The organism is Bacteroides intestinalis, from assembly GCF_003464595.1.
Classification (GTDB): domain Bacteria; phylum Bacteroidota; class Bacteroidia; order Bacteroidales; family Bacteroidaceae; genus Bacteroides; species Bacteroides intestinalis_A.
The window spans coordinates 499,645-513,151 of sequence record NZ_QRZF01000001.1; the positions used below are offsets into that span (position 1 = coordinate 499,645).

Genomic DNA, 13,507 nt, shown 5'->3' on the forward strand with positions numbered 1-13,507 from the left:
TTATGTATAAAATTTACCAACCATGATTCTGAATCAGGTTCTTATTCTTATCGATCTCAGTCTGTGGAATCGGGAACAGGTAATGCTTATCCTCAAATACACGTTTCATCAGTTTCGAGCGTTTGTAGAATACGGATAAACCCACTTGCTTCGATTCGGAAGGAACACTCAAATTCAATCCCGATTGCTGTGCAGCTTTTTCCAATTCTTCCATGGCAGGAAGTGAGTTCATACCGGTAACATTCGCACCGTCTACCTTTTTAGCTATCATCCAGCGACGTACATCATAGAAACGATGGTTCTCATAAAACAATTCTACCCGACGTTCGTTTCTGATTCTCTTACGCATTCCCACCTGGGTTTTATCCTCTTCAGTGATAGGAAGTGAAGGCATACCAACCCTGTTTCTCACAGCATTAATAGCACTATATACTTTATCATCCGGTCTATCCAAGTACTCATTCCAAGCCTCAGCACAGTTCAGATATTGTTCGGCCAAGCGGAAATGTGGATAATGATGGCTTGTACGCCACGACATTTTCAAATTAATATTGGGATCCATCCATTTGCGGATGCTATATCCTGTTTCACAACTCTTTCCTACCAACTTCTTGTTTCCTTCGAAAGAGTCATCGCTATTGTTCAGCCAGTAAGCATAGTATAGCGGACGGTTGACAAACTCCGATTTCCAATAAGTGCCCTGGAAAGATATGGAGGCATAGAAACGTGGATCACGATCCTTATACATATTAGATATATTCTCAACATGTTTCATCGTCTTTCCATCAAACAGTTCGCCCGACCAGAATCCGGTTTCCGTGTATCCCGACTCCGGATCAATCTGAGGATTACCATTTGCATCATAAATCACACAACCATCGTCGTCCATCTTGAAAGGGAAATAACCGTCTTTGGTTTCATACGCATCCACCATCTCCTGCAAAACAGAGAACTTACCATAACCACCGTAATCACCGGCATTGGAGGTACATTCCTGATCAATCGTCATATCCGTACCCAGCAATCCCGGAAGAATGATTTCCTTGGAATGCGTGTTATCATAGAAGAGTTTCGCATAATTATCTACCGGATTGGAAGGATTGGGCTGTTCAAGAATGATACCTGCACGAGCACTCCAATCTATTACTGCTTGTGCTGCTTCCGCCGCTCTTTTCCATAACTCTTTATCGTATCCCTGAGGGAATAACTGCGTACCGTCAGGATTTATCTGGTCAGCATACATCTTGTTACCATTGTACAAAGGACTTGCCATATACAGCAAGGTACGGGCTTTCAGTGCCAGACAAGCACCCTTCGTAATTCGTCCCAATTCTTGGGTAGAATAGGAATCAGGCAATCCGGCGGCAGCAATATCCAATTCAGAACAAATATAATCGACTACTTCAGTCACAGAAGCTCTCGGCAACATCGTATTCTCCACATTAGAAATGTCCACCAACTCTTTTGGCAAAGGAATAGCACCGTACTGACGGAAAAGATCGAAAAAGAAATAGGCTCTAAAGAAACGGGCTTCCTCCTTATACTGCTTCACACGATCCGAATAATATGCTATTTGTGTAGCTTTCAACTCTACTTTATCTATATTGTCAATGAAAACAGTGGCACGACGAACGAAATTGTACATAAACTTCCATTCACCCAGCGGGTTATTCGAAGCACCCCATGCCCCGCTGTTATACAAAAGTCTGGAAGCCGGAGTTTCCCAATGGTCATACATTTCATCGGTACAAGCACCCAGTTCACTCTTGAATCCGTCACGCCTCATGGAACCATGATCCCAGTACATACTCCAGTAAATACGTCCCAAAGCCAGCTCTGCAGTTTTGATATCACTGAAGATTTCTTCTTCAGAGGAAACTTCTGTCGGTGCAATATCCAGATAGTCACAAGACGTTGTCAGCATGACAGAACATATAAATAATAGTATAAATTTTATCTTTTTCATATCTGTATTTCTTTAAAAGGTCAAGTTTACTCCGATATTATATATTTTCTGTTGAGGATAGTTGCCCGAGCTATGAGGCATTTCCGGATCGAAGACTTTAATCTTATCCCAAGTGATCAGATTCTCTCCGGTCAGATAGAAGCGACAGCCTGCCATTCCCATACGTTTACAGAAAGCTTCCGGCAAGGAGTAACCGATTTCCAGATTCTTCAGGCGAATGTAATCGGAAGAACGCGTCCAGTAAGAACTTGCCTGATAATTGTTTGGATTAGAGTCAGATGTCATACGAGGATAATCCACCTTTGCATTCTGCGCTGGAGTATTGTCCTTCGACCAGTAATTACCTTTCACATCGGCAAGGACATTGGAGAAGCGGGCAAAGGGCCAAACCAGATCACCGGAATACCAGATATAGGCTCCGGCAGCTCCCTGGAACAGTACACTCAGGTCAAAGCCTTTATAACTACCGCCCAATGAAAGACCGAATATCTTATCAGGTTTATCGATACGCCCCAAAAAGCCTTCATCTTCCGCATCAATCACATTGTCATTATTCAAGTCCTTATATTTGATATCACCGGGCTGCACATCACCATACATTTGTTTCGGACTGTTAGCAATATCTTCTTCCGATTCAAACAAACCGATAGCTGTCAGTCCCCACATCTCACCGATCCGACGTCCTTCGTTTTCACGCCACTCACGGCCCACATAGTCAGGTTCGGTCATATCAATGATCTTATTGCGTGCATAAGAGAAGTTGGCTACAGCAAAGATGCTGGCATTACGGAAAGCCTTACGATATTCCAATTCTAATTCAAAACCTTTATTATCTACAATACCTGCATTGATAAGCGGAAGGGACTCCACACCCGAGAGATCGGGAATAGTCAAAGGAGTAGTCAGAATATTCGTACGGTGTTCGAAGAAGATGTCACCGGTGAAACGCAACTGATTATTGAACAAAGCTATATCCAAACCGACATCTATCTTCCGGGCACGTTCCCACGTTACATTCGGATTTCCGGTAGTAGCTTCCTGGGCACCTCCCAGATACCAACCATCGCGCACATAACCAAAGTTATAACCATACATATTCGGATTCCAGGTCGTCATATACATAAAGCGGCTACCACCAATCTGGTCATTTCCCACTTCACCGAAGGAAGCCCTTAACTTCAACATATCGAGCCAGGATACATTATTCTTTATAAAGTTCTCTTCTGAAATCAACCAGCTACCGGACACGGCAGGGAAGAAACCAAAACGTTTACCTTTCGGGAAGTTCTCGGAACCATTATATCCCGCATTAAATTCAAAATAATACTTCTTGTCCAAATTATATGTAACACGCCCCACCAGACCTTGTCGGCGATAAGGCAAACCAGCCACCGCATTCTGAGTACCTCCACCCACACTCGGTGTATTTTGTTGTTGGTTATACAATGCCAGTAAACCTACCTGATGCCGTCCAAATTGTCTGTCATAATTCAAAGAGGCTTCTACTACGGCTGTTCTCCAACCATTGGCAATCACATCATAACCTAATGTCGTATTACCATCTCCTACGGAAGAATAAGTTCCTTTGGATAGATCCGTTTCATTTTCATCAATTGAGAATGTATAAGACTTATAAGAACGATGTCTGTTCACATTTCGCCAATTACTATTATCAAAACTTATACGTCCTTTGGCAGTCAAACCTTTCACCAGTCCCGACATATCCCAGGATAATCCCACCGTAGCATTCAACGTTGTGGTATGGTGGGCTCCATAACCGGTCTGTGTGAGAAGAGCATACGGATTAGCATTTTTACCTGCAATTTCGCCGATGGATCCATCCGGATTAAGCATAGGATACCACCAGGAAGGAGTTTGTTGTATAGCTTTGAAGATAGTTCCTGCCGCCTGACCGGGGAAGTTGTTATCTTGGATAATTCCTCCAAGATTCAGTTCCATCTTCAGTCTCTTAGAGAAATCCACATCCAAATTGGAACGGAAATTATAGCGTTCGGAACGTACCTGAGTATCGTAATCATTCAAGTCCGTATGCTTGTACATACCACTTTGATTTAGATAGGATACGGATATATAGTAACGAACGGCGCCGCTACCACCCGATACATTAACATTGGCCTGAGTTTTGAATGAGGCTTTCCGCAACAACTCTTCTTGCCAGTTTACATTAGGATACAAATACTGGTAAGTGGGGTTACTGCGATCACGGAACTTCTCAATATACTCATCCGTATATGTTGCATAATTAAGACCGTCATTCTTCAGACCTTCTCTGTAAAGTTGCAAAGCATCATATGATTCCAGATATTCCGGCAACCGGGTAGGATTCAGCATGGCCTGCTGTACATTGACATTTATACGAGGTTTACCCTCAGATCCTCTTTTCGTAGTAACAATCACAACTCCATTCGCACCACGTACTCCATATACGGCTGTGGAAGAAGCATCTTTCAGGATAGAAATACTTTCTATTTCATTCGGGTCGATATCACCAAATGCGCGTTCAATGCCATCTACAATAACTAACGGATTGGAAGCAGTCTGATAGGTTCCCTGTCCACGTACCCAGATGGTAGCACCGTCATAGCCAGGTTCTCCCGAATTCTGAATAGCAGTAACACCGGTCAATTTACCTGCCAATGAATTGGAGATATTGGCAACAGGAGATTGAGTCAGTTCTTTGGTACTGACAGCAGATACAGCACCTGTTATCGTCACTTTTTTCTGAGTGCCATAACCAACTACTACAACTTCATCCAGCATTTCATTGGATTCCTGCATCACAACATTCAATACAGACTGATTTTTCAACTGGATTTCCTGTTTCTGATATCCTATATAAGAGAATACCAATATAGCATTGCTCGAAATATTCGTGATTTCGTACTGCCCGTCAGCACCGGTAATCACTCCCTGGGCAGTTCCTTTCACTGTGATAAGTACACCTATTAAGGGTTCTTTGTCGACGCCTGTCACTGTTCCCTTTATTGTTTTTGTAGCTTGTGTCGTAGAAGCTACAGCAGCAACATCGGCAAACAAAGCAAGGGGTGAATTGACAAACAACAATGTCATAATCAAACAAATCCCCCAGCAGGAATGCCATTTGTCAGGGAGCATTCCAACATCAAATACTCTTTTCTTTTCCATAAATTAGATTAATTAATAAGTATAACAATAGTGTATTATAAGAACTCATAGTATCAAATCTGTCTCATCTTCCAGAAATCCGCAGTTTGATTTACACAAATGTAGGGATTAGAAGAGAAGATCTACATCATAATTCTGGCAAAAGACAGTAAAATCCTGTCATTAATAGGGGGTACAAAAGGTTCTTGGCAAACCATGCAAAAATCCTTTCAACACAGGAGTTTCAAAGGGGCAGGCTGCCTTATGAATTGTAATTGCCATACTTGTATATGGCAGAAAATGCAATCATATCAGTTTTAAAAGGCACTATACTAACTATCAAATAGAAATAAAAACAAGCATTTTCCTTTCTATACTATCAGCTTATTAAAATTTTACGAACTCAAGGTTTGAATAAAACGAGCTATCTGGAAAAAAGAAATCATATTTTGCGTGAAATAACCCGCCTATTTACCTCAAAACAAACGGTCTATTTACCCCAAACATACAATCTAATCAGTCAAAACACACAATCTGTTTCTATAAAACAGATAATCCTTTTTCCAAGGCTACACCATTTTGCTCAAAAGGTGTAGCCTTTTACCCCATTAGGTGTAGCCATGTATCATAAAGGGTATAACCATTCCGCCAACCAGAACAAATAAGTTCTGGTTGGCGGAAACACTTGAAGCAAAGGAAACTTTCCTTTTCAATACAGTTCAGACAGATTCAAATCCAAACGTGCAAGATATTAGAAATTATATAGCATTTTATCACATTATCCCCAATCTTAGTATCTCTTCAAATCTTTGAAACGCAAAATCCTTGCGTTTCTTTTCACTTCTTTATAAATGGGGCGAACGAAAGGATTCTGAAGGAGCCAAATTATCATTTTGCCATTTTGCTACTTCATTCCTACCCTCTCCTATTCCTTTTGTTTTTGTGTCCGGCAACCGAATACTCCTCCGGCAATCATTCCGGGCAAAGCCTGAATCTTCACCGTCACACTTTTTCTGCCTTTCGTCAAATCGGCAGGTATGGGATAAACCCTGTCAATCCAGGCACTATAAGTTTCCGCCCGCAGTTTTTGCTCACCAATCTTCCGGTCATTTACCAGAATCTCAAACTCCCGGTTACCACCATCCGTACTGAGATAAGTCAACACCAATTCCATCGGTCGTTCCGCATCCACCTTCATTGTATAGGAGAACCAACCGCCGTCCGATGCATCCCGCCAAGTATTGGGCCCTCCGGTATGCGTATTCTTACCTTTCAGGTTATGGGCTGCCTCCGAGTCAGTATGCCCGATAATAACTTTATCCGTCATACGCCCACGCTCTATCAGTTGATTCTTCAGAATTGTTTCATCCGAAGGAAACCATACGGTCATTTCACCATTTCCCCTATGGGAACGTGCATAATAAGGAATCAAAGTAAGGGAATCAATTACAGACTTGATGACTTTAAAGTTATCCTCAGCAACAATCCGTTCAGCCTCGCCCTTCAATACATTTACTCCACCGAACATGGCATTTTCAAAAACGGGTGCAAAAGCTGTTTCCGGTTTCAGTACATAGTTAAGAACTACATTCTTATTATCGGCAAATTCAGCGCAATAAACAATCGGGCCGCGTTCCACAGCTATATGATTGACATCAGCTTCCACCAGATCATTTGCCTTACATGTATGTACCTCCATGGGTAAATTCATTTCAATGACATCACCCGGTTTCCAATCTTCCGACAGAACAGCATAGCCTTTTTCCATTCTGTACTCTTTGGCGCGTCCATTTACGGTTATCTCCACCGCCGGTTTATGGGTTGCCGTATAGTTATACAAATCAGAAGGAACCGGCTGATCATTCACCCATCCGGGAATACGCAGCATTACATCGAAGTGCTTCTTACTTTCGGGTGTCAGTGTCAGTCTGACTTTACCATCCCAAGGGTAATCAGTTTGTTGTGTCAGCTTAATATGCTCTCCACTGTTTAAAACAACTTCGGCCTCATTGGCTCCGTATAAGTTGACATACATTCCTTTGGCAGAAACCGCATACACATATCCGGGAACTGAAGGAATGAAACGGGATAAATTGGAAGGACAGCAAGAGCAATCAAACCATTCGCTACGTTCGGCACCATTCTCATCACAAGTCAACACATTCGGATAAAAGAATTTCTTGCCATCCAGACTGATGCCACTCAGCACACCATTATACAGGGAACGCTCCAGAACATCAATATACTTGGAATCTCCATGCAACATAAACATGCGCAGGTTCCACATACAGTTGGCTATAGCAGCGCAAGTCTCACAGTAGGCAGTACTATTGGGCAATTCATAGTTCTTGCCGAAAGCTTCGCCGTGACGGGTGGAACCGATACCACCGGTGATATACATTTTCTTTCCAACTACATTTTCCCAAAGCTTATCTATAGCATTCTTATAAGGTTCTTCGTTCTTAAGTGCGGCAACATCTGTCATTGCAGAGTACATGTAAGTGGCTCTCACGGCATGGCCTACCGCCTCATCCTGTTCCAGCACCGGTTTATGATCCTGCCAGTAAGCGCCGTTGCGGAACTGGTCTTCACTGCTACGGTCGTACTTATCATACTTTCCACGTGCATCCAGGAAGAATTGGGATAGATCGAGATAACGTTTATCCCCCGTTACCCGGTAGAGTTTAACCAAACCGATTTCAACTTCCTGATGTCCGGGTGCTACCGTGATTTTCCCTTCTTCCGGCCCAAAAGTCTCGCATAGCAGATTCGCACTCTTTATCGCTATATCCAGGAACGAACGTTTCCCTGTTGCCAGATAATGAGCCACCGCGGCTTCGTACATATGTCCTACGTTATAGAGCTCATGACTATTATCCCGTTCATTCTCCCATCTTTCCTTACCGATCCACGGATGGTTTCCGCCACTTGTACGGACTGTATACAAGTATCCGTCCGGTTCCTGCGCGGCAGCAATCAGGGTGATAAGACTATCCACATAAGCATCCAATGCCTTATCCTGCTTGACCGCCATCAGATAAGAGGCTCCTTCCATAATCTTATAGACATCCGAATCATCAAACGGATAAGGTGAATTGAACTCACCCTCCATCAATTTGCCTGCTACGGCAAAATTATCGATGCGATGCGTATCTTCACATTTCTGGAAAGCAAAAGGAACGGTTACACTACGAATGGTTTCGATACGTGGCGCCCAAAAGTTATCATTGAAATGCACATTGGTAAAAGGCACATCCTTATAAAGATAATCAGACTTTTCCTGCATAGACTCACAGGAAAGGAGAGTACAGGAAGCCCAAAGGACTATCAGTGTTTTCTTCATGGTTATTCTATATTTTATGGTTTATCTGTAATTCGTATCAGAAGTTATTTTCAATTCATACAATCCGCCCGCCCGCTTATCCTTACCGGCCCGGAATGTCACTTTCACTTTATCTTTGCCTTGTGTCCATTCCACCGGAATAGGGAATACATCGTCCACATAAGTCAAATAGAGCCTTCTGTCCAAACGGACCGTACATAGCAGGTTATCATCCACCAGGATATCAAATTGACCGGCTTCCGATTCATCCCCCCAGAAACGGCAGATCAGGTTATAGGGCTTTGTTTCTTTTTTATCTATATGCAGAACGTAAGAGAACCAGCCGCCGTCTGCCATACGATATTGCCTGTTCTTTGCCCAAAAGAAATCGTGCCAGTAGATCGAATCATTCTCTCCCCGGAGCAAATGCTGCTTTTCATCCTTCTCATCCCCTATCTTCACTTCATCCGTCAGAGAACGGGTGCGATAGGTAAATTCTTCGGGACTGTATATTTTCCAGTAGACCGTATGCCGTTGATGATGCATCCGGAAATAAGGAATCAGTTCCACATCCTGTTGCTTACCCCCATTCTTAACTGTAAAGTGCAGCGGACTTTGTGAAGAACATACAATCCAACTATCCAGGTCCGCCAATGAGCCAACCAGCATCGGGATATTTCCGGCAGGTACCGATTCACGGCATGCCCGATTATCGGAAACACGGTCTGCCGGCATATTCTCCTTGCCCAATCCACCGGCCAGCAACAACGGGCCATACATGACAGAACCAAAGTGAGGTTCATCCTTTGCATAGTCGATATATAACTTCCGGGCGAATACCAAAGTGATGATGTCTCCTGTCTGCACCGGAGACAACAGACGTATATAGTTTCCTTTATGGGCTTCCGTCTTCGCTTCTTTTCCATTGATCAGAACCACCGCTTCGCCATCTACCCAGGCAGGATAACGAAACAGGAATGAACCGGTATAATCTCCTTTTTTATCTATACTGACAGAAATCGTATCCGATTCCGGGAAACGGGTATTCATTGTCAACGCCATCCCCTTTTCTCTCCAATTTAGGCGTGAGGGAATATACAGATTGACCAGTAAATCCTGTTCTGATTTAAAATAGATGGACTCAGCATACTTGGAATGATTTTCCATTCCTGTACCGACACAGCACCAGAAAGAATCGAACGGAGTGCTGTATTGTTTGAAAGAACCGGGCAACAGAGACGTATAATAGGTTACACATCCGGGCATATCCGGGTCCTGAGAAGCTAATATATGATTATATAAAGCATGCTCATAGTAATTCAGATATTTATAATCTCCATCCAGCATGAACATTTGTCTGGACAATTTCAGCATATTATAGGTATTACAAGTCTCAGCCGAAGTATAATCCAGGCGCTTACTCTCCTCACCCGGTATGCCGAAACGTTCATAGCAACTATTTCCTCCGATAGCCAACGTGTGATTATTTATAATCATATCCCAGAAGTTACGGGCAGCTTTATGATAAACTTCATTAGAGGAAAATTCATATTCCCGGGCTACTCCCATGAATTTAGGTATCTGATCATTGGCATGGCGTCCAAATAGTACATCTTCTCCATTGGCTACCGGATATATTACATTAATGTGGTTAAATCTCTTGGCTGTCTGCAAATACTTATCATCTCCGGTTATGCTGTAGATATCGGCAAACACTTCATTCATTCCGCCTTGCTCCACACTCAGTGTACTCTGAAATAAATCGCTATTACTGTTCAAAGCGATATTAGCAATGAAATCGGCCAAAGGAAGCAGGATATCTTTCGCCTGCTTGCAGCCTGCATAGACATAGGCATCCTTCAAACCTGCCAGAATCTTATGAATGCAATACCAGGAATTGCCATTCTGGTTATAATTCCAGGGTTGTCTGGTTTCATCGGGCCGGTTCAGGATAACGTTACCTTGCAGTAATTGCCGATATCCTTCCTTCGCTCCCGCACCAGAAATGAACCATCCGTCTTTTGTCTGATTCTGGCATTCCTGCAATTCGCTCAACATATAATTGAGTTTATCCAGAAATGCTTTTTCGCCTGTAGAAGCATACATCATGGCACAAGCCGACATATAATGTCCGTAGCTACATCCTCCATGTGTTTCCCAACCTCCATAATTAGAGCCTTTTCCTTGTAGCCCCACACCACGGCGTACATGCGGAATCAGCCTGTCTACTTCCAGTGAAAGCAAGTATTCTTTATTCAGCTCCATTGCTTTCTTGAAATAGCTGTCAGTCAACTCCACATCCGACAGGGCAAAGGCTTGCCACACCGGAACATGCACGCGAGGCGCTTTACGCACCTTCTCATATTCCGATGCCGGCAACTTTGTTATCCCTAAAACCAGTATACCTATAATCAATATCAATCTACAGTTCTTCATAGTATCGCGATGTTATCTCATTTATTTTATTGGGTTACGGGGAAAGCCGAAATACGCAAACGGGCGGCTCCCATCGGTATAAGCGTAATCTCTTCCAGTACTTCACTTTTGGGAGCATCTTCTTCCGGCAATACTCCGCACAGTCCATGCTTGTCAATTCCCCAGGAAGGTACTTTCCGCCCTTTTGCCTTTATCATAAGGGGCACACTCTGAGTGGTAAAAGGATAATCATCAGAAGGCCATTCTTTTCTTTCTACTTTCAGGCACTGTGTCAAAGCTTTATCGTCCAGCTTCAAAGCATAATTCCATGCACTCTGCGGATAAATCTCGTAAGTAGGCCATGCGTTCACGTCCGCATCCTTCTGCCATTTGGAATCCCAGATGGCTGTTTCCGCACTGTTCACTTTCCTATATTCTTCTTCTATCAACAGAGAGAAAGTCAACGGACCATAATTCACACTCGCACTATTCTGGTTTGTTTCCCAACGCTTGACGGATAATGCCATCGGCAATTGTAAAGTAACCACATCACCTTCGCTCCATGTTCTGCACAAACGGATGTATTTACCCGACTCCATATCAGCATTCACCACATTCCCGTTGACAAGCACCTTAGCGTTCTTACACCAGGAAGGAATACGTAGATACAAAGGGAAATCCACACTCCCGGAAGCTTGCAAGACAAAACGTATAGACTCCTCGAAAGGATAGTTCGTCTCTTCTTTTAGGGTAACGACTGCACCGTTTTCACCCACCTTAGCCTGCGTGGTACAAGGACCGTAAATAACGGCAGCCAAACCATTATCGGGAGTTGCATACATCAGGTTCTCAATATAATAAGGCCATCCCTGTGCATGATTATGCTGGCAGCAACGACTACTGAAAGGATTCATTGCCAGGAAAGGGCCTCCATTATCGATACCGGGCCTATGATTCTGAGAATCACTCACTACCTGATTGGGACAGGTAATGTATCTCAATGCCTTAAAATCAGGCATCACTGCTGCCGGATAAGAATTAAATGCCACATCCTCGCAATGTTCTGCCCAGAAAGGATCACCAGTCATACAAAGCATGATTTCATCCGAAGCCATCTGCTCTACAAAGCCACAGGTTTCTGTTCCCTGTCGCGGATCTATATAAGCCAGACGGGCATTCTCGTCAGCTCCAAACATACCTCCCGGTACTTGCCCAAATATGCGGCGCACCAGATGGTGTACTCTATAAGAAGCTTTCAAATCTGCCGAATCACCACTAAGCATATAATAAGTAGCCGGCTCACGGAAAGATTGAGCGATATTTACATTATGCCAGTTAGGCAATGCCGAATCATTAGTCCAGTCGGCAGTATTACGGTGTATCTTCTCTGCAAGCTCCAGCAGGAATTTATCACCCGTCCGGTTGTAAAGCCAATAAACACTGTACAGATTATCTCCTCCACGACTGTTTTCCCAATAATCCTTCAGGAAATTCTCATCAGGTACCGTCATTTGCCATTTGAAATAGTTAGTCATAAGACTGATAACCCTCTCATCACCGGAATATTCATAATAGGATTGCAGGCACCAGAGCATGATCATATTTGCCCAAAGTTCCCGGTTCCCCCTTCGTTCATTGACCGGGCCGAAATATCCATCCGGTTGCTGACTCCGGATAGCCGCTTCAATCCAGGTTTGAGTTTCAGCTATCATTGCAGAATCATTCAGAATATATGCCATATTGCCATATCCTTTCAACCAGTAAGGAACTTCTTCCCAACCATGATCGCCACCGGAGAGTAACCATGCATTGTCTTTCTTATCCAGCCATGCACTGATCTCGCCCAGTTTACCAGTCAGACCTTCCTTCTGCAATAATAAGTACTTTTTCAACCAGCCTTCCGGTTTAACATCTCCTACCGGCAATTTAATAAAATGCAGAGGCTTTAGTGGCAACCTGTTTCCCATATAGCTCACATTAGCAGAGGTCGTATACGGACGGGATAAAATATTCACTTCTGTCGAGGCATTCTTTTCCGTACAGGACATAAGCACAGCCGTAGCTAAAAAAGAGCCAAGCAATAAGTTCTTCATTTTTCTTTTTCTATTAAGCATATCGTTATCTTTTAAATTATTTCTGTGACAGCAAAAATACAGCAATACAGAAACTTTACAGGATAAAATCCAACCTGAAAATGCAACGATTCTGTTATTCGAACCTATTTTATAATCCGCACATCAAAAACACCGCCTGCCGTACTTCCATTCTTAGCCTGGAATTTAACCGTCACAGCATTTTTGGAAGCAATACAATTATCGGGTATTTCAATATAGCGTCTGTATAATCCGGGACATTCCGGATTAGGAGTAGAAAGATCAAGAGTCTGTATCGGTTTCCCATCGATCAGTACATCAAATACCCGGTTTCCTCCATCGCTTCCTGCCTGTTGGCAACCGGAAAAGACCAAAAAACAATAAAAGAGAGCAAGAACATTTTTCATAATACGAATCATTTTATAGGTGTTATTTTCGATGAGAAGTTGGTTCTGTGGGCAAATGTAGGCCTATTGACTACAAAAAAACAAAAATATTCTTCCAGTTTACAGTACTATCCGGTCAAAGTTAATATCCCATACTTTTTATGCCTGATTCCCTTCTTGC

The 13,507-nt window shown here is 43.1% G+C and carries 6 protein-coding genes; all 6 read right to left on the minus strand.

Annotated elements, in window-relative coordinates:
* Positions 1-13: 13 nt before the first annotated feature.
* Entirely contained in the window at positions 14-1,966 is a 1,953-nt protein-coding gene (locus tag DWW10_RS01735; RefSeq protein WP_022393723.1) for a RagB/SusD family nutrient uptake outer membrane protein, read from the minus strand.
* Positions 1,967-1,978: 12 nt separating this feature from the next.
* Complete coding sequence (locus DWW10_RS01740; RefSeq protein WP_022393724.1) at positions 1,979-5,131, minus strand: SusC/RagA family TonB-linked outer membrane protein; 3,153 nt, start codon at positions 5,129-5,131, stop codon at positions 1,979-1,981.
* A 904-nt stretch (positions 5,132-6,035) separates the two neighbouring features.
* Positions 6,036-8,453: a glycoside hydrolase family 127 protein gene (locus tag DWW10_RS01745; protein WP_022393725.1), complete on the minus strand. Its 2,418-nt coding sequence runs from the start codon at positions 8,451-8,453 to the stop codon at positions 6,036-6,038.
* Positions 8,454-8,474: 21 nt separating this feature from the next.
* Complete coding sequence (locus DWW10_RS01750; protein WP_022393726.1) at positions 8,475-10,868, minus strand: beta-L-arabinofuranosidase domain-containing protein; 2,394 nt, start codon at positions 10,866-10,868, stop codon at positions 8,475-8,477.
* A gap of 26 nt (positions 10,869-10,894) precedes the next feature.
* Positions 10,895-12,961: a beta-L-arabinofuranosidase domain-containing protein gene (locus DWW10_RS01755; RefSeq protein WP_022393727.1), complete on the minus strand. Its 2,067-nt coding sequence runs from the start codon at positions 12,959-12,961 to the stop codon at positions 10,895-10,897.
* Positions 12,962-13,065: 104 nt separating this feature from the next.
* The gene (locus DWW10_RS01760) at positions 13,066-13,347 is read right to left on the minus strand and encodes a DUF6805 domain-containing protein (RefSeq protein ID WP_022393728.1); all 282 of its coding nucleotides are present in this window, start codon (positions 13,345-13,347) and stop codon (positions 13,066-13,068) included.
* Between the last annotated feature and the right edge of the window lie 160 nt (positions 13,348-13,507).